This is a genomic window from Bariatricus sp. HCP28S3_A4 (assembly GCF_052066395.1).
Taxonomy (GTDB): Bacteria; Bacillota; Clostridia; order Lachnospirales; family Lachnospiraceae; genus Allocoprococcus.
Genome location: NZ_JBQHSE010000013.1, coordinates 34,343 through 59,333 on the forward strand (window position 1 = coordinate 34,343; position 24,991 = coordinate 59,333).

Sequence of the window (24,991 nt, forward strand, 5' to 3'; positions counted from 1 at the left end):
CTTCCGTTTTTCTAAACGTATTCTTCTATATATTGTTCAAATTCTTCCATCGACATCAGCACTTTTCTTGGTTTTGTTCCTTCTTCCTCGCCTACAACCCCGGCTTCTGCAAGCTGATCCATAATTCGTGCTGCACGGTTAAATCCAATCTTGAATACTCTTTGAAGCATGCCGATCGATGCTTTATCTTTCTCAATAATAAATTTGCCTGCTTCCACGAAATAAACATCCCGGTCATCCGCTCCTCCGGATGCCTGAGCAGCCGACGGATTCAGATTAACGTGGTTCTGGATATCTTCGTTGTAAGTGATCTTGCCACTGTTTTCTTTCAGATACTCGACAACATTCTGTACTTCTTTGTCAGAAACAAATGCTCCCTGAACACGCACAGGTTTCTGATATCCTGCCGGATAGAAAAGCATATCACCTTTTCCGAGAAGTTTCTCTGCCCCGTTCATGTCAATAATCGTTCTGGAATCGACCCCCGATGAGACGGAAAATGCGATTCTTGACGGCATATTTGCTTTGATCAGACCGGTAATGACATTAACCGATGGTCTCTGTGTCGCAAGTACCAGATGGATTCCGGCTGCACGTGCAAGCTGGGCAAGACGGCAGATCGATTCTTCCACATCTCCCGGTGCAACCATCATGAGATCTGCAAGCTCATCTACGATAATCACGATCTGCGGCATCTTCTGCGGCTTATCAGGATCGTCAATATCTTTGATATTTTCTACTCTGTCATTGAAACCTTTGATATCTCTTACATTGTATTCAGCAAAAAGCTGATACCGCTTATTCATTTCTGCAACCGCCCAATTCAGCGCACCTGCCGCTTTCTTGGGATCCGTTACAACCGGGATCAGAAGATGCGGAATCCCGTTATAGACACTTAGTTCTACTACTTTCGGGTCTACCATAATCAGTTTTACTTCATCCGGTTTTGCTTTATAAAGAATACTCATGATCAATGTATTGATACAGACGGATTTTCCGGAACCGGTTGCTCCTGCTACAAGAAGATGCGGCATTTTCGCAATATCAGACACAACAACCTTTCCGGCAATGTCCCGACCTGTAGCAAATGCAATTTTTGATTTATTCTTTTTAAACTCATCAGACTCCAGCAGATCACGCAGCATGACTGTAGAATTTTCCTTATTCGGAACTTCGATTCCAACCGCCGCTTTTCCCGGGATCGGTGCTTCTATTCGGATATCGGCAGCAGCAAGATTCAGCTTGATATCATCGGCCAAGCCAACGATTTTACTGACTTTCACGCCCATTTCCGGCTGCAGTTCATATCTGGTAACAGAAGGTCCACAGCTGATGTTCGTAATTGTAACATTGACCCCGAATGTCTGGAGTGTCTTCTGAAGCTTCATGGCAGTCTCTCTAAGATACTTATCGGAATCCCCGCCGCTTCCTGATCCCTTCTTAAGAAGAGAAATGGGTGGGAAGCTGTACTCTTTCGGCATCTGTGTCTGTGATATGATTTGTTCCACATCCGCTGTTTCTTTCGAGACATCTGCCTTCATTTTTGATGAATTGCGTTTATTCTGAGGAACATCCGCCGTATGATCCTGAGCTGTGATTCTTTCTGAAACAGTCTCCGGCTGTGTTTTCCCGGATGCTGCCTTTGCTTCTTCCATCGCATCTTTCAGGAAATCCGGGACATGCTCAGCCGGATTTACAGACGGTTCCGGTTCGGGCTCCGGTTTCAACTCTACTGCAGAAAGCGGCATTGCACGGTTAATTACAACATCGTCAAGTGCAATCTGACCAGTCTGCTCCATGATATGCTTCGCTGCTGCCTCTTCCGCCCCTGCAATCACCGTGTTAACATCTTGTTTCGAACGCTTTGTTGCTTTCACTCTCGATGTGCGTTTTTTCTGTTCTTTCTTATCGGTTTCCGATTCGGTTTTCGGCTCTTCCAGCTTCCTGTCCAGTGTGGTATTAAACGACACACCGGAGACTTGGTGATCCATCCGCTTCTGTTCCCTTTCCTGTTCGCGAATCTGCTCCTTCTGCATCTTCTTCTCGATAGATTCTTCTCTGTGACGCTGCATATCTTCACGCGCGCGGTCATAAGCCTTCTCGCTTCCCTTTCTCACTCCGCGTAAAACAGAGCGTTCTGTGATCAACACAATGCAGATGATCATCAGAATCACTACGACAACATATGTACCGGCCACTCCGATCGCAGGCACCATCAGATCTGCAATACCTTCACCAATCAGTCCGCCTCTGTCATTCAGAAGCTGAAGAAGCACACACAACAGAATTGTAAGTACGGCGGCGGCCGATATTTTTATATATGCAACCGAATTTCCTCTATTAGAAACCACAAAAGCAACTCCGCAAAATAACAGGATCGGAAATACATACGCCATCCATCCGATATATTTCTGCATCACTCCAGCGATCTTCGCTCCGACAAATCCTGCCAGCCCGAAATTACTGATTACAAGGAGAATACTCACTGCCAATGTCACCCAAATCAGAATCTCTCCTGCAATAAAACTGTTCTGAGAGGCAGCTGCAGCTGTTTTTGTCTTTTTTGCTCCCCCGGTATTCCCTGTTTTCTTTTTTGTCTGACTTCTCCCCTTCGATTTAGAAGAGGTGGAAGTCCTTGACGTTTTTTTCTTTCCCTCTGTTTTTGAAGCCATAAAACTTCCCCCTTATCAAATATACCCCTTTTATCTTTGCCGGTTTAATAATCGGCTGATTTTATACATACTATACTATTATAGCATTAGCCGCCGTTCGTGTCATTACTTAATTTTCATCAGACTTTTTTTGTTTTTCCCGGATCATTTCATGCAATTTTTTCAAAGCCTGACTGATTCCGCCTACTTCATCAATGAGACCTTCTCTCACGGCCTGCTCTCCGTCGAGCATCGTACCTACATCTTTTACCAATTGTGTCGGATCCAGCATCAGTTCTTCAATGCGTTCCTGACTCATCTTTGAGTGGGCAGCCAGAAATCCGGTAATCCGATCCTGCGTCTTCTCCATATTTCGAAGGCTCTGCATGACACCGATAAACATACCGCTGGTTCTGACTGGATGAATGATCATGGTGCCACTCGGAACAATGAAAGAATAATCCGCCGAAACCGCCAGTGGCCCTCCAATAGAATGACAGCCGCCAAGTACCAGCGAAACGGTCGGTTTACTGAGGGAAGCTATCATTTCTGCAATGGCTAATCCTGCCTCCACATCACCTCCGAGTGTATTAAGAAGGATCAGTACTCCGTCAACTTCCTCACTATTTTCGATCTGGGCCAGCTTAGGTAGAAGATGTTCATATTTGGTTGCCTTCGTATTTCCGGACACCGCTTCATGTCCTTCAACTTCTCCTATCACCGTCAGAAGTTCAATCCGGTGTGCATGACCTTCTTCAAGCGGAAGTGTTCCCATTTCCCGGATATGAATGTCTTCCTCCGATAGATTTTCCGGTTCTTTCTTGTCATTTGCCTCTGTCTCACTCATGTTGGATCGCTTACGTATCTGATATTCTTTCACATCACTGTCTTCCATTATTGCTCCCTCTCTTTCTATACACATTTCATTCAGAACACGGTTCTCTGCAAATAAAAGTATGCACAGGGGAAGGAAATACTATACTCAAAAATGGTTCGCGGGATCATTTTTCTCATCTGCATGGCAACAAAAAGGGAGACTGCTTTTTCACAATCTCCCTAAATCATTTTATTAACTATACTGCTTCCAGTGCCTGTTTCAGGTCATCAATAATATCGTCAATATTTTCAATGCCCACACTGAAACGGATCAGATCCGGCTGTACTCCTGCTTCCAGAAGTTCTTTATCATTCATCTGACGATGTGTATGGCTTGCCGGATGAAGAACACAGCTTCTCGCATCTGCGACATGAGTCACAATCGCAATCATCTTAAGACTGTCCATCATCTTCACAGCTGCATCGCGACCACCTTTCAGACCGAATGTAATGACACCGCAAGTACCGTTTGGCATATATTTCTTGGCAAGATCATAGTATTTATCACCTTCCATAGATGGGCAGTTCACCCATGCAACTTTTTCCTGGCTCTTCAGGAACTCAGCAGCCTTCAGCGCATTTTCGCAATGTCTGGGCATACGAAGATGCAGTGTCTCCAGGCCGATATTGAGAAGAAACGCATTCTGCGGTGACTGGATAGATCCAAGATCTCGCATCATCTGGGAAGTCGCTTTTGTAATGTACGCTCCTTTACCGAAACGCTCCGTATAAACCAGCCCATGATATGTCTCATCCGGAGTGGTAAGTCCCGGGAACTTATCCGCATATTTTGTCCAGTCAAAGTTACCGCTGTCAACGATCGCACCGCCGACACAGGATGCATGACCATCCATATATTTGGTGGTGGAATGTGTAACAATATCCGCGCCCCATTCAAACGGGCGGCAGTTGATCGGTGTTGCAAATGTATTATCAACGATCAGCGGGACTCCATGTGCATGTGCTGCTTTGGCAAATTTTTCAATATCCAGTACAGTAAGTGCCGGATTGGCAATCGTCTCACCGACAACAGCTTTCGTGTTCTCCCGGAAAGCTGCATCAAGTTCTTCCGGTGTGCAGTCTGGATCAACGAAAGTTGCCTGGATGCCCATCTTGCGGATCGTATGTGCATAAAGATTGTATGTACCGCCATATACGGCAGAAGAACAGATAATATGATCTCCTGCTTCCGCAATATTCATGATTGCGTAGAAATTTGCCGCCTGTCCGGATGACGTTAGCATCGCTGCATATCCGCCCTCCATATCACAGATCTTTGCTGCGACAGCATCATTGGTTGGATTCTGCAGCCTTGTGTAGAAATATCCGGAAGCTTCCAGATCAAACAATTTTCCCATCTGATCGCTGTCGTCATATTTAAATGTTGTACTTTGATAAATCGGCAGAACACGCGGTTCGCCGTTCTTCGGTGTATATCCTGATTGAATACACTTCGTCTCAATTCTGTAATCGCTCATGTTGAGTCCCCCTAAGAATATAAGTATTTTGTCTTCAGAGTGCGTACCATATCGATGTACACTTCCTTACACTCTGCCGGTTTTCCATCCTCTATCAGCCTGACACATGGTTCAAGATACTGTTTCCAGATTTCCAGATAAACCTCTCCCGCATCTGTGCTGCGTCCAAGCCTCTTAACAATAGTCGGCGCTATATCATAGTATTCTCGAATGATCTGCATACCACCTTCGGAATTTGCCAGATATCCGTCACGGTAATTTCTCAGTGTTTCCAGTTCATAACAATGATCCGGCTTGCCGAGGCCCTCACAGACTGCAGTGGTTATATAGCACATCCGTGCTTTGAATCCGCCCTCAATATCTTCATATGATGATTTGCCAAGATCCATCTCCAGCCCGTTATCGTTCCACAAAACAATCATACGGTCTACGACTTTCTCACACACAGGTGTCCTGCCGTAACGCATCATCGGGATAATGAAAGACACCATTCCCATATTGTAATTCATCAGAATTTGTTCTTTCTTACGTTTGGATCCGGCTTTTTCCAGAATCTGATGCATGGCATCGGGAATCACGGACGCTACCTCTTCCACCGCCTCATCCGGATTATCAGCTTCTGCACACTCCCGTTCAATTGCATCAAAAAGGGGCTTGAATTCCTCATATTTGCTCTGGAACAAATCAGAATATGTACGTTTGTTAAATTCCTTCGCAAGAGGAACAGCCAGTTCGAACAATCTCTCCAGTTCTTCCTTCGTGTTATGAGTCATATCTGATTCCTCCATTCCGGAATTATTCTTCCCAGTTGTGGTACACTTCCTGCACGTCGTCATCATCCTCAAGAAGATCTAAGGTCTTCTGAATATTTTTGATATCTTCTTCACTTTCCAGTGTCACCCATGTCTGCGGGATCATGGTCACCTCCGCACTTGCCATCGGGATTCCTGCTTCCTCAAGTGCAAGACGGACCTCACTGAAATCATCCGGTGAAGTAAGGATCTCAAAGCTGTCTTCTTCCTCTGAGAAATCTTCTGCACCTGCATCCAGTGCCTGCATCATCAGATCATCCGCATCCAGTTCACATTCTTCCTTATCGATAATGATCTGTCCCTTCTTGTCAAACATGAAGGAAACGCAGCCGGAGGTTCCGATATTGCCTTTTCCTTTCGTAAAAGCGCTTCGTACATTTGACGCGGTACGGTTACGATTGTCAGTCAGCGCATCGACAATGATTGCTGTACCGTTCGGGCCATATCCTTCATAAACGATATGTTCATAATTGTTCGCGTCTCCATCTCCCGCTGCTTTCTTGATGCTTCGTTCGATATTGTCATTCGGCATATTATTTGCCTTTGCTTTTGCTATTGCATCGCGAAGTCTGCTGTTATTTGCAGGATCAGCTCCGCCGCCTTCCTTTACAGCAACTGCAATCTCACGGCCGATCTTCGTGAAGATTTTTCCCTTCGCAGCATCATTTTTTTCTTTTTTATGCTTGATATTCGCAAACTTTGAATGTCCAGACATTGTATTTACCTCTCTGTTCGTATAGTATTCACTAAAATATTAATCATTTTATTTTAGCACTCTTTTCGGTTCCTGACAAGAACCAACTGTTACTTCATCTTCATAATCCGTACTTTGCGGATGGTATTGTTATCAACTGACAGTACCTGGAACACATATCCTTCAAATTGTACCGTGCATTTTTCGTCTTCAGAGGGAATTCTGTCAAGGCAATCGATCAGATAACCATTGATCGTGTCATAATCCTCTTCTTCAAAATTAATGCCCAGTATTTCTTCCAGATCTTCAAGCTGTGCCATTCCGTCTACGATATATGTACCGTCCGGCTGACTTGTGATCAGCTCCTCTTCTTCATCATATTCATCCTGAATATTGCCGACGATCTCTTCGATGATATCCTCCATCGTAACAATTCCCACGGTCTGTCCGTATTCATCGAGAACGATGACCATGTGCCGTTTGTCTTTCTGCATCTGCTGAAACAACTTATCGATACTTTTTGTCTCAGGGACAAAGCTTACCGGCCGGATGATCTCTTTCAGATCCTTGATCCGGACATTTCTTAAAGAATCATCCAGATAACATTTCATGGCATCTCTGAGATGGACGATCCCGATAATATTATCAATATCCTCCTCATAGACCGGAAACCTGGAATTATTCTCTTCAAGAATAAATCTGATTGCATCTGAAAGTGTTGTATTTCCGTCCAGGCCCACAATATTTTTACGATGGGTCATGATATCTTTTGCTTCAGAATCCATATATCCGAAAACATTACAGATCATCTTCATTTCGCGCTTTGCAAGAACACCTTTCTGATAGCCTTCCTCAATCTTCTCTATAATTTCTTCAGCCACCCGCTCCTGATCTTCATTTTCCGAAAAGACTCTTCTCATTTTCTGAAGTAAACTATTGCCTTCTTCCATAATTATTTCAGTTTCTCCTTTACTATGTATGAAGCATCAGACTGACACACAATGCCTCATCAACTTTTCTCATCAGTTCCCGGTCCACATGACAGACTAAATCTTTCAGTCGCTGCTTGTCGATTGTGCGTATCTGCTCCAGCAGGACTACAGAATCCTTCACGATTTTGTACCGTCCCGAATCGATTTCAACATGTGTAGGCAGTTTTGCCTTATTCATTCGGGATGTTATAGCTGCACAAATCACAGTTGGGCTGTGCCTGTTGCCTATATCGTTCTGGATGATCAGCACCGGACGGATGCCTCCTTGTTCTGAGCCGACTACCGGACTTAAATCTGCATAATAGATATCTCCACGTCTTACCTGCACTTCATTCACTCTCCGATTTCAAGATACAAGAAGTATTCCCATCTTTCATCAGAAGTATTCCATGCATACTTTTCATTCTTATAATATTCTATTCAAAATAATCTATCTGCCTTACTACCTCTCCGCCGCGAATATATTCCCGGGGAACACGTTTATTGATGTCACAGACAAATTCATAATTAAACCTTCCGGATAATTCACTTAACGTTTCAACCGGAAGATACACCCCTTCATTTTCACCAATCAGGGTAACCTTATCTTCAAACTTCACATCGGGAATATCTGTCACGTCAACCATGAACTGGTCCATGCAGACTCTTCCAACGATCGGCGCTTTCTTCCCATGAATCAAAACATATCCTTTATTGGACAGACTCCTGGGATACCCGTCACCGTACCCGGCCGGTACTGTTGCAATCTGCATTCTCCGATCCGCTACAAAGGTTCCACCATAGCTGACGGCAGTCCCTTTTTCAATCCATTTCAAATATGTGATATGGGAAATCAATTCCATAGCCGGTTTCAATGGAACCGAATCTTTTCTCACTTCCTCAGAAGGGTACATACCGTAAGTAGATATGCCCGCTCTCACAAGATTCAGATTCAATTCCGGCTGATCGATGATCGCAGCACTGTTTGATACATGAAGTAGTGGAAAATGGATACCCCTTTTCTCCAGTTCTTCTTTAACCCGGATATATGAAGTAAATTGCTGATCTGTGATCTCCTTATTTTTCTCATCAGCCCGCGAAAAATGTGTAAACATTCCTTCCAGCTCTACACATGGAAGATGACTGATCTTTTCGATTGCGTTCACGCTTACGTCATCCGGCGCAAATCCGAGTCTGGACATTCCGGTATCAATCTTAATATGAAAGATTGCATTCATTCCCAGTTCTTCTGCTTTTGCCGATGCCAGAGCTGCCAGTTCACCGTCATAGACCGTCATACGGATCTGATGCCGAATCATCGCTTCCATCTGATCCGGGAAAATGCATCCGAGGCAAAGAATCGGTTTTCCAATCCCAGCTTTTCGAAGTAGGATCCCTTCTTCCAATGTTGCCACAGCATATCCCCATACGTACTCCACATCTTCTAACATTTCTGCAATCGGTACGGCACCATGTCCGTATCCGTCCGTTTTCACGACAACGATCATCCGCGCATCGTTTTTAATATTACGATACATCATTTGCATGTTATACATTACTGCATCAAGATCGATCACTGCACGCAGTCTGTTATATGTCTTCATTTCAAGTTTTCCTCCAAAGTTTTTAGTGTTCTGCCAAGCCCCCGGATGAGATCTTCAGCAAGCACACTGTAGGATCCACATTCTTCTCTTGCCGTATCTCCGGCAAGGCCGTGCAGATATACTCCCAACACAGCCGCGTCAAAAGTCGGGAGGTTCTGAGCCATCAGGCCTGCAATCGTTCCTGCCAGCACGTCACCGGAACCGGCCTTCGCCATTGCTGCATTTCCGGATGAATTCAGAAACGTCGGATGTCCGCAAGCTGCGACGAGTGTTCTGCTGTCTTTCATGGCACAAACGACCTGCATTTTTTCAACAAACTCACGTAGAAGAGCGTTCCTATGATTCTTTAGTTCTGCAACAGGATATCCTGTCAATCTTGACATTTCTTTCATATGAGGTGTCAGCACATACTGTTCTTTCTGGCGCGCCCATTTTCTTCGCTCTTCTTCGGTAAATTCCGCAAGAAGATTGAGACCGTCCGCATCAATCACACACGGCTTCCGGTTCATTTCCAGCGTCATTTTAAAAAGTCTCCGCGAATACTCTGAAATTCCAAGTCCGCATCCGATGCAAACCACATCTGCCCATTGAAGCAGATCTGGAAGTTCCCGGAAACAATCTAAGGCCATCTCATCATAAGTCGTGATAATAGCTTCCGGCAGAAGCTGCTGAAGAATCTGTCTGTTGGATTCTTCCGTGTATATCCGTACAAGGCCTGCGCCTACCATGTACGCCGCATGGGCACTTAAGTACGCTGCCCCCGACATTCCCCTACTTCCGGCAATAAGAAGAACCCTTCCATAGCTTCCTTTATTGGAATCCGGCTTTCTCTCCGGCATCCTGGAAATCACATCCTGTTTTTCCAGCATAAAATAAAGATCGTCCCGGTTTTCAAAGCCCGGATCCGTAATGCCGATATCCTTTACCAGTACTTTCCCCGCATACTCGGAACCCGGAAAGAAAACCTGACCTGCCTTAGCGTATGCAAACGTGACTGTCAAATCAGCCCGGAACGCACATCCCAGTACTTCCCCGGTGTCAGCGGAAATTCCGGACGGAGTATCAATCGCAACTTTGTATCCCTGATACCGGTTCATTTGTTCAATCACATTCTGGTAATGTCCTTCGATATTTCGGCAAAGCCCGATTCCAAATACGGCATCTATAATAACACTATATTCCTTCTCCGGTAAAGTGTTTCCTACAGACACGCCCAGATTTTCCAGAATATGCATCTGCTGCTTCGTTTCTTCACTCCTGGATTCCAATTTTCCGGCAAAACACACATCGACCCTTTTTCCTTCTTCGGCAAGCAGTCTTGCCACCGCGAATCCGTCTCCACCGTTGTTGCCGGAGCCGCATACCACCAGTGCATAGGACAGATCAATCTGCTCTTCTTTCATTGCAGCCATACACTGAAGCGCCGCACGTTCCATCAGTACCAGCGAAGGAATCCCGATCTCATGAATCATTCTTCCGTCCGCCGCTTTCATCTGTTCAGCTGTCAATATATATTTCATATTCTCACCTTCCAATACGCAATAAAGAGCCCCGCAGCCGGAACTCTTCTCTCATTACGCCGATTCAGGCAAAATGTGTGTAACACATTCTGTCGAATTATGAATTATCTGTATGTTCCATATTATAACGTGTTATATTGTATGAAAGTCTCATCAGACTCTCCGATAAATGCACGTTCTCAACAATAATATTATCCGGAAGATTCAAATCTGTATGTGCAAAATTCCAGATCGCCCGCACACCATTATCAACCAGAACATTCGCAACATCTATGGCTCTTGTCTTCGGAATCGCAAGTACTCCGATTTCAATATCATTCTTCTGAATAAAATCACTCAGTTCATCCATCATCCGGATCTCCACACCGCGGATCGTAATTCCCACAAGTCGTGGATTCACGTCAAATAATCCTTTTAATACAAAACCTCTTTTTTCAAATGCTGCATAATTAGCCAGTGCCTGTCCAAGATTACCGGCACCGATAATGACCATGTTATGTTGGTTGTCCAGTCCCAGAATTTTCCCTATTTCCGTATATAAGTATTTTACATTATACCCGTATCCCTGTTGTCCAAATCCACCAAAATTATTAAGGTCCTGACGAATCTGGGATGCAGTTACTTTCATTCTCTTGCTCAAATCGTTGGAGGATATTCGTTCCACACCGTGTTCCAGCAATTCGCCAAGATAACGATAGTATCTCGGAAGTCTTCTGATTACTGCCTGAGATATTTCTCTTTCTTCCACCTGACATCCACCTTCCATTCTTATTCTAAATTTCATTATATAAAAATGACATAAAAAAGTCAAACTTAATAGTTGTTTTTTATTGTATTTCCGATATAATGAGGTAGACAGTACCTATTTCTACAGTATAAGGAGGTTTGAAAATGATACTGGCATGCCACAATTTAACGAAATCCTTTGGGGAGCAGGTTATTGTGAATAAAGGCTCCTTTCATATAGAAGACCGTGAGAAAGCGGCGCTGGTCGGTCTGAACGGCGCCGGGAAATCCACAATTTTGAAAATGATCGTCGGTGAATTGAATAGTGATGACGGTGATGTAATTCTTACCAAAGGAAAAACAATGGGCTATCTTGCCCAGCACCAGGACCTGATGAGCGGGAATACCATTTACGAAGAAGTCCGCACCGCCAAATCTGAGATTATCGAAATGGAACGTCAGATTCGTGCACTGGAACTGGAAATCAGTACGCTGACCGGTGACGCACTTCAGATGAAACTTGACACTTATCATAGACTTACCGCTGCATTTGAACGTGCTGACGGCTATTCTTATAAAAGCGAACTGGTCGGTGTTCTTAAAGGCCTTGGGTTTACTGAGGATGAATTTCAGAAACCGGTGGACGCCCTTTCCGGCGGCCAGAAGACACGTGTTTCCCTCGGCAAACTTCTGCTGACGAAACCGGATATTTTGCTGCTGGATGAGCCTACCAATCACTTGGATATGAATTCAATCGCATGGCTTGAGAACTACCTGCTGAATTACTCCGGTGCAGTGCTCATCGTCTCCCACGACCGTTATTTTTTGAATCGTGTCGTAACGAAAGTGCTGGAGATTGAAAACGGTACACTGATGACATATATGGGAAATTATTCAGATTATGCCCAGAAGAAACAGCAGCTCAGAGACGCAAGGCTGAAAGAATATCTGAATCAGCAACGGGAAATCAAGCATCAGGAGGCAGTCATCGAAAAGCTTCGTTCCTTCAACCGGGAGAAATCAATCCGACGTGCGGAAAGCCGGGAAAAGCTGTTAAACAAAATCACACCTGTTGAAAAACCGGTTGAGCTGAATACCGATATTCATTTAAGCCTGGAGCCTTCCTGTGTGAGCGGGAACGACGTGCTTCGCGTTGAAGGCCTTGGAAAATCATTTGCTCCCCAGGTCCTTTTTCAGGATGTCAGCTTCGAGATTAAGCGAGGTGAACATGTAGCCATCGTAGGTGATAACGGAACAGGGAAAACGACACTGCTTAAGATTTTGAACAATGTGATCGCGGCGGATTCGGGAAGCTTTACACTGGGAACCAATGTACATATCGGTTACTACGATCAGGAACATCACGTACTTCACATGGAAAAAACGATCTTTGAAGAGATCTCCGATGATTATCCGACACTTACGAATACACAGATCCGGAATGTTCTAGCTGCATTTTTATTCACAGGCGATGATGTATTTAAGATGATCGGTGATTTGAGCGGCGGAGAACGCGGACGAGTATCTCTTGCAAAGCTGATGCTCTCCGAGGCGAACTTCCTGATTTTGGACGAGCCTACGAACCACCTGGACATCGCTTCGAAAGAAATTTTGGAAAATGCATTGAATGAGTACACCGGAACCGTACTTTATGTGTCCCATGACCGTTATTTCATCAACCAGACAGCCACGCGTATTCTTGACCTGGTGAACCATACTTTTGTAAATTATATTGGAAACTACGATTACTATCTCGAAAAGAAAGAGGAACTCACGACGGCATACGCCGGTGGCAATATTTCAGACAAGCAATCTACGAATGAAGGCACTTCTTCAATGTCCCAGTCCAAAATGAGCTGGCAGGAACAGAAAGAAGAACAAGCAAGAATCCGGAAGCGTCAGAACGAACTGAAAAAGACGGAAGAACGCATTACCCGGCTGGAAGAACGAAACCAGGAGATCGATACGCTTCTTATGCAGGAAGAAATCTATACCAATTCCGTCCGGTGTCAGGAACTGGCAAAGGAAAAGGCTGCAAATGAAGAAGAGCTGGAAGAACTCTATGAAAAATGGGAAGAGCTGGCTGAATAACTGTTAAAAACGCGCCTTATCGGCGCGTTTTTCCTGTTTTTATTTACAATCTCTCAGCGATCGCTTTGATAAAATCTTCGCTGTTCAATACAGTCGGATTTGGAAGCGTCGTGATCAGTGCAAGATCTTTAGTCATATTTCCGCTTTCAATTGTATCGATCGTTGCCTTTTCCAGCTTATCGGCAAAATCCATCAGCTCCTGATTTCCATCCATCTCACCACGTTTTCTGAGTGCCCCCGTCCATGCAAAGATCGTTGCCACGGAGTTAGTAGATGTTTCTTCTCCTTTCAGGTGCTTGTAATAGTGCCGCTGTACCGTTCCGTGTGCTGCCTCATATTCATAGTATCCTTCCGGAGATACCAGCACGGAAGTCATCATGGCCAGTGATCCGAATGCGGAAGAAACCATGTCACTCATCACATCACCGTCATAGTTCTTACATGCCCAGATATAACCGCCTTCAGACTTCATCACACGTGCTACGGCATCGTCGATCAGCGTATAGAAATACTCGATTCCGGCTTCTTCAAACTTCTCTTTGTAATCTGCATCAAAAATCTCCTGAAAAATATCTTTAAAGGTATGGTCGTATTTCTTGGAAATCGTATCTTTCGTTGCAAACCAGAGATCCTGTTTCGTATCCAGTGCATAGTTAAAACAGCTTCTTGCAAAACTCTCGATTGACTGATCAATATTATGCATGCCCTGAACAATTCCGGATCCGGTAAAATTATGAACCAGCTCTCTCGTCTCGGTTCCGTCCTCTGCGGTATAAACCAGTTCTACCTTTCCGGCACCCGGGATCTTCATTTCAGAACCTTTGTAAACATCCCCGTAAGCATGTCTTGCAATCGTGATCGGCTTTTTCCAGTTCTTTACACAAGGTTCAATTCCTTTTACAACGATGGGTGCACGGAATACAGTACCGTCAAGGATCGCACGAATGGTTCCATTCGGGCTCTTCCACATTTCTTTCAGATTATACTCTTTCACACGGGCTGCGTTCGGAGTGATCGTTGCACATTTTACTGCAACCTTATATTTCTTCGTTGCGATTGCAGAATCCACAGTAACCTGATCGTTTGTCTCGTCTCTGTGTTTCAGGCCCAGATCATAATATTCTGTCTTCAAATCAATATACGGAAGAAGAAGATGCTCCTTGATCATCTTCCACAGGATCCTTGTCATCTCATCTCCGTCCATCTCAACAATTGGTGTCGTCATCTGAATCTTGCTCATGCTTACTCTTCCTTTCTTTTGCCTGTTATTCCTGCTCAATATGAAGATTCTCCATAACATTCAGGATATGAATATGTGCCAGTTCTTCTGCACGGTCCGCATCTCCGGTCCGTAGTGCATTCAGGATCTCCCGGTGTTCTTCCAGAGATTTTTTTGCCCTGTCTTCTTTCTTCACGGATCGTTTTCTTGCCACCTGAACATATTTATGAAAATCAGAAAGAATATGTCTGAGTATCCGGCTCTGACTTGCGTCATAAAGAACCTCATGAAACTTTCCGTCAAGTTCTGCAAGCTGTTCGGCATTTCCACGATCCAAGTGGTATTCTGTAAGAAGCAGGACTTCTTCCATTTCCTGAATCTGCTCCTCTGAAATGTGCTCAGCCGCCCAACGTGCACATAGGCCTTCAAGCATGGAACGCGTCATATAGATATCATGCACGTCCTTCTCCGTAATGCCCGTCACATAGGCCCCTTTGTTCGGAATAATGTGAACCAGCCCCTCCAGCTCCAGCTGACGGAGTGCTTCCCGAACCGGCGTCCTGCTGACTCCAAGTTCCTTACCCAGTGTTGCTTCTCGTAATTCTTCATTTTCCTTAAATTTGCCTTTCAGAATGTCCTCGCGGATCTCCTGAAAAACCTGTCCCCTCAGTGAATATTTATCCATGATTCTGCTCCTGAAAACTATATTTTTTGTTGGGGTCAATATAAAATCTGACCCAAGTAAACCTGGCCCATTTTTGTATCATTGTATACAACGATACATTTATTGTCAATAGGCTAGATTATTTTTTCTGCTACATCCGTTTTTCATACTTCATCAATGTCTTGATGTATTTTACCAACTGCTGGTATCGCATTTCCATCGTCTGTGCATTTTCTGTAAAATCCATACTCTGCGCAGCGGCGGAAAGGAATTCATCTGTGAGTTCTGTTTTATATTTTTGAAGGAACCGCAGTTTTTCTTCGTTGCTGCTCAGATCAAGAAATCGCATGATCAGACTCTGTTCCTCCTCATCCGCCACTGCGGTCTCTTCCTCCAGTTCAAACCGATATTCCTGATCTGCATCCGGGAATTTTCTCTTATCGACCTGCTCCAGAAACATTTCCAAAGGTCGTGCAAATACCGGATGTTCTCCGTAAAGTCCTTCATAGACGACAAGCTCTTCTGCACGCTCTGTATGCTTTGCAATTGCAAGTACGCGATAACGATTCCCTTTAAAATGTCTGTAACACTCACCGACTTTCGGCATTCTGCCTTGTTTCATGATTCTCATCCCTTATCTAATAGAGTTTGGCACTGATTGTTTTAGGACGGAATCCTTCTCGCTCCAATGCCTGAATAATTCTGTTTTTGTGTTCCGTTCCAAATGCTTCCATGGTGACTCTGAGTTCAACGGCAGCATTTCGATTAATGCTGACAAACTGATTATGCTCCAGTTTAATTACATTTCCCTGTTCATCAGCAATTGTCTTTGCGACGCGCACAAGTTCACCCGGTTTATCCGGAAGAAGTACGGATACAGAAAAAATACGGTCTCTCTGAATCAATCCATGCTGTACGATGGATGACATGGTAATGACATCCATATTACCGCCGCTTAAGATACAAACAACCTTTTTGCCTGTCAGATCCATCTGTTTTAAAGCAGCCACAGAAAGAAGTCCTGAGTTTTCGACAACCATTTTGTGATTCTCGACCATATCAAGGAATGCACCGACCAGTTCATCATCTTCTACTGTAAGGATATCGTCTACATTTTCCATAACATACTGAAGCGTCTTTTCACCAACTGTTTTTACAGCGGTACCATCTGCGATCGTATTTGCGCTCGGAAGAGTCACAACATGGCCTGCCGCTACGGCCGCTTTCATACTGGCTGCTGCTGCCGGTTCCACACCGATCACTTTGATCTTAGGATTCAGCATTTTCGCAAGTGTAGAAATACCCGTGATCAGTCCGCCTCCGCCGATCGGCACAAAGATATAATCGACCGTCGGAAGTTCCTGCACGATTTCCATCGCGATCGTTCCCTGTCCTGTTGCAACATCAAGATCATCAAACGGATGAACAAATGTATAGCCGTGCTCCTCCGCCAGCTCATAAGCCTTTGCACAGGCATCATCATAGACATCTCCGTGAAGTATCACTTCCGCTCCGTAACTCTTGGTACGATTGACTTTGATGAGTGGGGTAACGGTCGGCATAACGATGGTAGCCTTACATCCAAAGGCTTTTGCGGCATATGCGACACCCTGTGCGTGGTTTCCTGCGGATGCAGCGATCAGTCCTCTGGCGCGTTCTTCCTCTGACAAGGTACTGATCTTATAATAAGCGCCTCTGAGCTTATAGGCACCTGTATACTGCATGTTTTCCGGTTTCAGATATACTTTAGCTCCGGTCTGTGCGCTTAAATGCTCACTGTAAACCAGTTTGGTAGGTTTGGTGACCCGTTTTACAATCTCGCTTGCTTCTTCAAATTTCTCTAACGTTAACATGTCTCTTCTCCTTCTTCTGTCGTAAATAAAGCGTTTACAAACTGATCTGAATCAAATTTCTGCAGATCATCAATGGATTCTCCCACTCCGATATATTTAACAGGTATTCCGAGTTCTGCCTGAATCGCAACGGCAATTCCTCCTTTTGCGGTACCGTCCATCTTCGTCAGAATGATACCGGTAATGTCTGCAACTTCACTGAATTCTCTGGCCTGTGCAAGTGCATTCTGACCGGTCGTTCCATCCAGCACGACCAGAGTCTCGCGGTACGCTTCCGGATATTCTCTCTCCAGCACACGATTGATCTTCTTCAGCTCTTCCATCAGATTCTTTTTATTATGAAGTCTTCCCGCCGTATCACACAGCAGTACGTCGGCCTTTCTCGCTTTAGCAGCCTGGACCGCATCATAAACGATGGCTGCCGGATCCGCTCCTTCCTGCCCGCCGATCAGATCGGCCCCGGAACGGTTTGCCCATTCTCTCAGCTGTTCACCGGCTGCCGCACGGAATGTATCTGCTGCCGCAAGGACAACTTTTTTGTTCTGGTCTCTCAGTTTTCCCGCTAGCTTTCCAATGGTTGTCGTCTTGCCAACCCCATTTACTCCAATCACCAGAACTACCGATGTTCTTTCTTCAAATTCATAAGCCGTCTCTCCTACATACATCTGTTCTTTGATGCTGTCGATCAGAAGCTGCTTACATGCGATCGGCTCTTTGATGTGCTGCTCTTTAACTTTTTTGCGCAGATCCTCAAGAATCGCATAAGTGGCCTTTACTCCCAGATCTCCCATGATCAGAATTTCTTCCAGCTCTTCATAAAAGTCTTCGTCAATATTGGTAAATCCGTGGAAAATACTGTCAATGCCCGATACAATATTGTTTCTGGTCTTAGTAAGCCCGGACACAAGTCGTTTAAAAAATCCCATTTTCTCTTCAGCCATATAATGCCTCCCATTCTACTGATCCAGTTCATTTTCCAGAAGATCGACAGACACAAGCGTAGACACGCCTTTCTCCTGCATGGTAATACCGTAGAGGCGGTCTGCCGCCGTCATGGTACCTCTACGATGCGTGATCACAATGAACTGTGTATATTTTGTAAGTTTATGTAAATACTGTGCAAATCTGGTTACATTGGAATCATCCAGTGCTGCTTCGATCTCATCCAGCAGACAGAAGGGCGATGGTTTCAGATTCTGGATCGCAAAAAGCAGCGCAATCGCGGTCAACGCCTTCTCTCCACCGGAAAGCTGCATCATATTCTGCAGTTTCTTGCCCGGTGGCTGTGCGATGATCCGGATGCCCGCTTCCAGAACATCTTCATCCTCCATCAGCTCCAGTGTACCCTTTCCTCCACCAAATAGTTCTTTGAAAACCTGATTGAATTCCTGCGCGATACGCCCGAACTGCTCGGTGAACTGTTTTCTCATCGCTTCATCCAGTTCCTCGATAATCTTCGTAAGTGTTGTCTCCGCTTCGACCAGATCGTCATGCTGACCTTTCAGGAACTCATATCGTTCCGCAAGATTTTTAAAATCCTCTATTGCATTGACATTGACCGAACCGAGTGCTTTAATTTCTGCCTTCAATTCCTGGATCCGCTTCTTCATCATAGACAGATCTGTCAGATTTTCATCTCGTATCTCAAGAGCCCTGTTGTAAGTAAGTTCATACTCTTCCCACATATAATTGATCTGTTTTTCAGATGCTTCCTCATAGCCGGTTTTCCGGCTGTCCAGACGGAAAACTTCCTTGTCCAGTTCTGCCATATGTTTCGACAATTCGTCCCTTTTTCCAAGGAAAGCCTTGTTCTTCTGATTCAGTTTCTCGCGTTTTTCACGCGATTCTTCAATCTGGGTTTTCAATTCCGTAAAGAGTTCTCCTGAATCATCGATGGTCTTTCGAATTTCTGCGATCTGCTTTTCTTTCTCTTCAATTTCACCGGAGTTCTCGCCCTTGCTTGCATCTAAGGATGCCAGTTCTTCCTCAAATTTCACAATTTCTTCACTGATACGATTCAGATTCTCCTCAATGAATGCATTCTTCTGATCCAGGGCTGCATAAGTCAGATGGATATTTTCATTTTTTTGTACGGCAGTGCTTTCTTCCGCTCGCTCTTTTTCCAACTGCATCTGCAGTTCATCGACTTTTGTTGAAAGCTCTTTTTCCAATTGCTCACTGGTTTCCAGTTCTACCTGAATAGATTCCTGGTTTTCTTCGATTTCATGCACGCGGTGTTCCAGTTCTTCCCGCTCTTTATGCATGCCTTCTGTATTTTCTCTGGTGTACTTCTGTTTCGCATCCACCTGATCCAGATTCATTTTTGCAGTATTCTGTTCGACATAATCCTTCTGCAGGTTTTGTTGTATTTCTTCTACTTTTGCATAAAGCTCCGCACGCTTCGAACGGGCAGCATCGACTTCCGCCTGTGCTCCCTTCATCTCGTTCTCAAGGAGCAGTACTGTTTTCTCAAACTCTTCGATTTCGCGCCTTCTGCTGAGCAGATTGCTGCTGTTCTTAAATGCCCCTCCACTCATAGCACCGCCCGGGTTCATAAGATCTCCTTCCAGAGTTACAATTCGCAAAGTCTGATGGTATTTCCTTGCAAGTGCAATTCCAGTATCAATATGGTCCACCACAAGCGTTCGCCCCAGAAGATGAGCTGCAAGTTTTTCAAACTTCGGCTCCACGCTGACCAGTGTGTCTGCTGTTCCGATCACACCTTTTTCTTTTAATACTTCCGGTTTCCCGATTCCCTGTCCGGGCCGGATAGCAGTCAGTGGGAGAAAGGTTGCACGTCCAAATTTATTTTTCTTCAGATAACCGATCATCTCTTTAGCAGTTTCTTCATCCGAAGTTACAATGTTCTGGATACTTCCGCCAAGAGCCGTCTCGACAGCGATTTCATATTTTTTATCTACTTTGATGATATCTGCAACAACTCCGACGAGCCCCGGAACACTGCTTTTTTTCTCCATAACTTTCCGGATGCTGTTTCCGTATCCATCATAGCGATCGGTAATATTTTTCAGAGACTCAAGTCTGGACTGTTCCCTGTGAAATGCAGTCTGCCCAATCCGGAGTTTTTCATTCTTATCCGCAATTTCCTTCTGCATTCTCTCAATATCAGCTTCATAAGCTTTCACTTTATTCACAGAATCTACGATTTTTTGGGAAATGCGTCTCAGTTCATCCTCATAGATCTTACGCTCGTCACGATGCCGCTGGGCATCACTCTCAGCTTCTACCAGTCGTTTATAAAGCTGCGCTCTCTGCACCTTGATCTGTTCCAGCATCGTATCATAATGCTGGAGTTTCGCTTTCGTAGAAGCTCGGCCGTTCAGTACTTCCATGATTTCATTCTGATGGTGTTCAATCTTCGCGGTGATCTGTGCAATCTGGGACTGAACTGAAACAAGTACAGTCTTAGCCTGTTCCTGCCTTGCCTCTTCCGAAGACAGCTTCTCTGCGATTTCTTTATGTTCTTTTTCCAGTGTCTTTTTCTGTTTTATACGTTCTTCCAGTTCGAGATCAATCGTTCTGGCCCGCTTCTCATAATGTTCATCATTCATGCGGGCACTCTTGATCTGCTCCTTAAGGAGCTCGATCTGGCCTTCCAGCTGCTGCTTCAAGAGTGTCGTCTCATTCAACTGACTCTTTGCCTTCTCAATAGACGCATCGATCTCATCTACCTGATTCTCAATGAGCTCGTATTCGTTCTTCATATCCTCATACTGCTGATTTGCCTCATCAAGCTCATTCTTTGCAATTGTAAGCTTCTGGTCCACATCTTTCATCTGCTCTTTCAGACGCATCGTTTCCATAAGAAACATATTGATGTCGTACCGCTTCAGTTCTTCTTTCTTCTTCAAGTAAATCTTCGCTGTCTCTGCCTGTTTCTGCAAAGGCCCGAACTGTTTCTCCAGCTCTCCGAGAATATCATTGACACGAACCAGATTCTGCTGCTCTTCTTCCAGCTTTTTCAGAGACATATTTTTCCGTCGTTTAAACTTTACGATACCAGCCGCTTCATCAAAGAGTTCTCTTCGTTCTTCCGGTTTACCGTTCAGAATCTTATCAATCTGTCCCTGCCCGATGATCGAATATCCTTCTTTACCGATACCCGTATCGTAGAACATCTCATTAATATCCTTAAGACGGCAGGCGCTTCCATTGATCAGATACTCGCTTTCCCCTGAACGATACAGTTTTCTCGTAACCTTGACCTCTTCAAAGTCCACCGGCAGTTTATGATCCGAATTATCCAGTGTAATGGCAACCGACGCATAGCTGAGCGGTTTCCTGTTCTCTGTCCCCGAAAAAATAACGTCCTGCATACTTCCTCCGCGAAGCTGCTTAATTCTTTGTTCTCCAAGAACCCACCGAACGGCATCCGATACATTGCTCTTTCCGCTCCCGTTTGGACCCACGATTCCAGTAATACCGTTATGAAACTCAAATACAATCTTATTCGCAAACGATTTGAATCCCTGTATCTCTATACTTTTTAAATACATGCTTCACCTGCTAAGCCTTTCTGTTTTTCAGTTTCAAAATCGCCTGATAAGCAGCCTCCTGTTCCGCAGCCTTCTTGGTGCGGCCGATTCCCTGTCCGTAAGTCGTATCCCCGATCCGGACCTCCACCTGGAAGGATTTATTGTGATCCGGTCCCACTTCACCGACAAGCTCGTAACAGATTCTCTTCTCTGAATTTCCCTGGACAAGTTCCTGCAAGATAGTCTTGCTATCATAAAAGAGTCTTTTTCCTTCCAGATCATTTAACACATGGTTCAAAATGAACTCTTTTGCATTAGCAAAACCACCATCCAGATATATAGCGCCGATCAAGGCCTCCAGCGCATCCGAAGTGATTGAATCCCTCTTCCTTCCCCCGGTTGCATCTTCTCCCTTTCCCAACAGAAGGAAATCTCCCAGATCCAGATCACGCGCACAGAAAGCAAGCGCCTTTTCACATACCATACTGGCACGAAGCTTCGTCAGCTCCCCTTCCGGCATCTTTGGATTTTCGAAAAATAAATATTCACTTGAGACCAGTTCCAGTACTGCATCCCCCAGGAATTCCAGCCTTTCATTGCAGTCTGTCTTTTTCAGGCGTTTTTCGTTCACATAAGAGCTGTGCGTCATCGCATGTTTCAGAAGACCTTCATCCGAAAAACTGTAACTGATTTTTTTCTCCAATTCTTTTAAATTTCTGCTCATATTATCCTCTTCTAAAAGAAAAAGCCCTATTACGGGCTTTTCCTTTATTATGCCTAATTAATTGCGTTCTTAATCTGCTCAACTGCGTCACCGACAGTTGCAATCTTCTCCGCATCTTCGTTATCAATTTCAATATCAAAAGTATCTTCAATTCCCATAATAATCTGGAAAATATCCAAGGAATCTGCTCCCAGATCGTCCACAAATGTTGTGTCCGGAGTAATTGTATCCGGGTTGCATCCTAATACATCGGCGATAATTTCTTTTAATTTCTCAAATTCCATAACTGTTGCCCTTTCTTTCCTTACATATTAGCCGGTTCTTCACCAGCCTGAATACATTCTTTGATTTTTTCATTGATACGCTGTTCCTTAAATGTCACGCACTGTAAAATAGAATTGCAGACTTCTTTAGAAGTGGAACTTCCATGCGTCTTCACAACCAGTCCGTTAAGACCAAGCAGCGGAGCGCCTCCATATTCACTGGCATCAAAATCCTTCATCGTGGATTTCAGCGCCGGCTTCACCAGAAGTGCGCCAATTTTGCTGCGGAGGCTCGTCATCATTCCTTTCTTCATCTTACTGATCAGAACAGAACCGACTCCTTCGTACAGTTTCAGAATAACATTGCCGACGAACGCTTCACAGACGATCACATCGGCCTGACCATGCGGAATCTCTCTCGCTTCAATACTTCCCGTGAAATTGATATCCCTGCATTCTTTCAAAAGCGGAAATGTCTCCTTCACCAACGCATTCCCTTTTTCTTCTTCCGCACCGATATTCACGATTCCAACCTTTGGATTCTTGACACCCATCACGTGTTTCATGTAAATGGAACCCATTTTTGCGAACTGTACCAGATGCGATGGTCTTGCATCCACATTCGCTCCACAGTCGATCAGAAGAGCAAATCCCTTCTCCGTTGGAATCAGCGGTGCAAGGGGCGGCCTTTCGACTCCCTTGATGCGTCCTACCAGAAGCTGCCCTCCGGCCAGCACTGCTCCGGAGCTTCCTGCCGAAACAAACGCGTCTGCTTTCTTCTCCTTCACAAGTTTCAGCCCGACCACTATGGATGAGTCTTTCTTCCTTCGGATCGCCATGACCGGCGGTTCCGCGGTCTCAATCACCTCTGTCGTGTTCACAATGGTGATCTGTTCTTTGTTGTAAGTATATCCGGCAAGTTCGTCTGCTATGACTTCTTCTTTTCCTGTCAGAATTACCTGAATATCGTCGCGCTTCTGCACAGCTTCGACTGCACCTTTTATGATCTCCTTCGGTGCGTTATCTCCACCCATCGCATCCACTGCGATCTTTGTCATTTCCTTCATACTGTTACCTCCTGACATATCTGGACCGGTACAAAGCCCGATCTTGATATGCTTTACAACTAAAAACTATAATACTAAACATTGTTCTAAAAATCAATAGAATTGTGAAAGGATATCCGGGTCTCATGACCGTTTTTATGGATACGCAATCCCCATTCTGGTCCCCAGCGTGACTACTGCCGCATTCGGCGAATACGTTCCGAACAGATTTGCGACTGCCTGGGCATCATTTGTAATGAAGACCGTCACTTGTCTTTCGCAAATTTCAGAAAGTTCATTTTCCAGATATTCCCCGTAAAATTCCGCCAGAAGTCTGAGACTTTTGTAGTACCCTCTGTCTGCAATCTTCCCATCAAGAAGATTATTAGCCATGCAGATACTGACCTCGCAGCTTTTGGAATCCTCCCCGAATGCTTTCATTGTATCGCAGACCGTATCTACGATTACTTTATGAATACATTCGGCAGTTCCGATCGTATCCGGCATACTGCTGAAATCCTCATGCAGCCGGTTCGAGAGTTCTGCCAGTTCATAATCCTCTCCCTTACGGATCGCTCTGCCGCGCTTGATCGCTGTATTTCCAAAATCAAAGACATACACCGTCTTTCCGGTAATCCCCTGCGCCTTCGCACATCCCATCAGAGAAATCGTCTTGACTGTCTCATTGCAACAAAAACGTATCGTCGGAAACTGCCATTTTGTTTTCTGAAATTCAGATAAATATTTCAGATATTCCATGACTTTATGCTCCAGAAATGCTCCGGTTTCTCCTGCGGCAACTCTCCCGACAAAAAAGACATGCGTACAGGATTTCCAGAAGCGCCAGTCAGCTTCCGTAAGTTCATTCTTCTTTCGGCCTTCTGTTCCTTCTTTTAAGGAAAAGATCATGCAAGCAAGACCCAGGCTGAGACGATCCAAAATTCTTTCCGCTTTCTTCCGGTTCTCATCGGATTCTACGAGCTGTTCATTCAGAAAACTTGCAATATTATGATCTTCCACATCATGAAAAGCAGGAAATTCGCTGCTCACTTCGTCAGCCAGATGACGATAGGCATAGATATCACTTCCTTTAATACCATCCAATGCCCGGAGCGATGGCAAATCACTCTTATTATAATCACGATCAAAACTTACAATATAATCATTCAGCGAAAGGTAGGACTGTGATCCATCCGGGAGATATTTAAAACATTTGTTGTTCATAGCTTCTCCTTCCGTTTTCATTCTCATCAATCATTCCACCGATAAATTTGTTTCCATCTTATCATAACAGACCATTTTA

The 24,991-nt window shown here is 44.7% G+C and carries 21 protein-coding genes; 1 reads left to right on the forward strand and 20 read right to left on the reverse strand.

Annotation, left to right across the window (positions count from 1 at the left end; translation table 11 throughout):
- Positions 1-11 precede the first annotated feature (11 nt).
- The 10 genes from ACTNBF_RS08420 to ACTNBF_RS08465 form a co-directional block, all read right to left on the reverse strand.
- Positions 12-2,672, reverse strand: coding sequence for a DNA translocase FtsK 4TM domain-containing protein (locus ACTNBF_RS08420; protein ID WP_441089060.1), 2,661 nt, complete (start codon positions 2,670-2,672; stop codon positions 12-14).
- A gap of 109 nt (positions 2,673-2,781) precedes the next feature.
- Positions 2,782-3,426 (reverse strand): ClpP family protease, encoded by a 645-nt coding sequence (locus ACTNBF_RS08425; RefSeq protein ID WP_427806612.1) that lies wholly within the window; start codon positions 3,424-3,426, stop codon positions 2,782-2,784.
- A gap of 298 nt (positions 3,427-3,724) precedes the next feature.
- Positions 3,725-5,005, reverse strand: a complete 1,281-nt coding sequence (locus ACTNBF_RS08430) for an O-acetylhomoserine aminocarboxypropyltransferase/cysteine synthase family protein (protein WP_427806510.1) — start codon at positions 5,003-5,005, stop codon at positions 3,725-3,727.
- Between the two features lie 11 nt (positions 5,006-5,016).
- On the reverse strand, positions 5,017-5,778 hold the full coding sequence (locus ACTNBF_RS08435; protein WP_427806509.1) for a CFI-box-CTERM domain-containing protein: 762 nt from the start codon (positions 5,776-5,778) through the stop codon (positions 5,017-5,019).
- 22 nt (positions 5,779-5,800) lie between these two features.
- Positions 5,801-6,532: a YebC/PmpR family DNA-binding transcriptional regulator gene (locus ACTNBF_RS08440; RefSeq protein WP_427806508.1), complete on the reverse strand. Its 732-nt coding sequence runs from the start codon at positions 6,530-6,532 to the stop codon at positions 5,801-5,803.
- A gap of 89 nt (positions 6,533-6,621) precedes the next feature.
- Entirely contained in the window at positions 6,622-7,461 is an 840-nt protein-coding gene (locus ACTNBF_RS08445) for a hemolysin family protein (RefSeq protein ID WP_427819805.1), read from the reverse strand.
- 22 nt (positions 7,462-7,483) lie between these two features.
- A complete protein-coding gene (locus ACTNBF_RS08450; RefSeq protein WP_427806611.1) occupies positions 7,484-7,831 on the reverse strand; it encodes a type II toxin-antitoxin system PemK/MazF family toxin in 348 nt (115 codons plus the stop codon).
- Positions 7,832-7,919: 88 nt separating this feature from the next.
- Positions 7,920-9,086 (reverse strand): alanine racemase, encoded by a 1,167-nt coding sequence (gene alr / locus ACTNBF_RS08455; protein WP_427819804.1) that lies wholly within the window; start codon positions 9,084-9,086, stop codon positions 7,920-7,922.
- Positions 9,083-10,606, reverse strand: a complete 1,524-nt coding sequence (locus tag ACTNBF_RS08460) for an NAD(P)H-hydrate dehydratase (RefSeq protein ID WP_427819803.1) — start codon at positions 10,604-10,606, stop codon at positions 9,083-9,085. Before ACTNBF_RS08460 ends, alr begins: the two co-directional genes overlap by 4 nt.
- A 97-nt stretch (positions 10,607-10,703) precedes the next feature.
- The gene (locus ACTNBF_RS08465) at positions 10,704-11,354 is read right to left on the reverse strand and encodes a redox-sensing transcriptional repressor Rex (protein ID WP_427806504.1); all 651 of its coding nucleotides are present in this window, start codon (positions 11,352-11,354) and stop codon (positions 10,704-10,706) included.
- 143 nt (positions 11,355-11,497) lie between these two features.
- Here ACTNBF_RS08465 and ACTNBF_RS08470 point away from each other — a divergent pair, with 143 nt between their 5' ends.
- Positions 11,498-13,423: an ABC-F family ATP-binding cassette domain-containing protein gene (locus ACTNBF_RS08470; RefSeq protein WP_427806503.1), complete on the forward strand. Its 1,926-nt coding sequence runs from the start codon at positions 11,498-11,500 to the stop codon at positions 13,421-13,423.
- Between the two features lie 43 nt (positions 13,424-13,466).
- On the opposite strand, the gene ACTNBF_RS08475 is transcribed toward ACTNBF_RS08470, so the two are convergent.
- The 10 genes from ACTNBF_RS08475 to ACTNBF_RS08520 all read right to left on the reverse strand — a co-directional run bounded on the left by ACTNBF_RS08475 (position 13,467) and on the right by ACTNBF_RS08520 (position 24,939).
- A complete protein-coding gene (locus ACTNBF_RS08475; RefSeq protein WP_441016987.1) occupies positions 13,467-14,663 on the reverse strand; it encodes an NADP-dependent isocitrate dehydrogenase in 1,197 nt (398 codons plus the stop codon).
- A gap of 25 nt (positions 14,664-14,688) precedes the next feature.
- Positions 14,689-15,327 carry a GntR family transcriptional regulator gene (locus ACTNBF_RS08480; RefSeq protein ID WP_427819801.1) on the reverse strand — a complete coding sequence of 213 codons (639 nt, stop codon included), beginning with the start codon at positions 15,325-15,327 and terminating at the stop codon, positions 14,689-14,691.
- A 130-nt stretch (positions 15,328-15,457) separates the two neighbouring features.
- Entirely contained in the window at positions 15,458-15,928 is a 471-nt protein-coding gene (locus ACTNBF_RS08485) for a DUF1653 domain-containing protein (RefSeq protein ID WP_427819800.1), read from the reverse strand.
- A 16-nt stretch (positions 15,929-15,944) separates the two neighbouring features.
- Positions 15,945-17,159 carry a threonine ammonia-lyase gene (ilvA, locus tag ACTNBF_RS08490; protein WP_441016984.1) on the reverse strand — a complete coding sequence of 405 codons (1,215 nt, stop codon included), beginning with the start codon at positions 17,157-17,159 and terminating at the stop codon, positions 15,945-15,947.
- Positions 17,153-18,100 carry a signal recognition particle-docking protein FtsY gene (gene ftsY / locus ACTNBF_RS08495; protein WP_427806498.1) on the reverse strand — a complete coding sequence of 316 codons (948 nt, stop codon included), beginning with the start codon at positions 18,098-18,100 and terminating at the stop codon, positions 17,153-17,155. Before ftsY ends, ilvA begins: the two co-directional genes overlap by 7 nt.
- 15 nt (positions 18,101-18,115) lie before the next feature.
- The gene (smc, locus tag ACTNBF_RS08500; RefSeq protein ID WP_441089061.1) at positions 18,116-21,676 is read right to left on the reverse strand and encodes a chromosome segregation protein SMC; all 3,561 of its coding nucleotides are present in this window, start codon (positions 21,674-21,676) and stop codon (positions 18,116-18,118) included.
- A 10-nt stretch (positions 21,677-21,686) separates the two neighbouring features.
- Positions 21,687-22,379: a ribonuclease III gene (rnc, locus tag ACTNBF_RS08505; protein WP_441028427.1), complete on the reverse strand. Its 693-nt coding sequence runs from the start codon at positions 22,377-22,379 to the stop codon at positions 21,687-21,689.
- 53 nt (positions 22,380-22,432) lie between these two features.
- Positions 22,433-22,663 (reverse strand): acyl carrier protein, encoded by a 231-nt coding sequence (gene acpP, locus ACTNBF_RS08510; protein ID WP_427806495.1) that lies wholly within the window; start codon positions 22,661-22,663, stop codon positions 22,433-22,435.
- A gap of 20 nt (positions 22,664-22,683) precedes the next feature.
- Complete coding sequence (gene plsX / locus ACTNBF_RS08515) at positions 22,684-23,709, reverse strand: phosphate acyltransferase PlsX (protein WP_427806494.1); 1,026 nt, start codon at positions 23,707-23,709, stop codon at positions 22,684-22,686.
- Positions 23,710-23,844: 135 nt separating this feature from the next.
- Positions 23,845-24,939 (reverse strand): hypothetical protein, encoded by a 1,095-nt coding sequence (locus ACTNBF_RS08520; protein WP_441089062.1) that lies wholly within the window; start codon positions 24,937-24,939, stop codon positions 23,845-23,847.
- Positions 24,940-24,991: the final 52 nt, after the last annotated feature.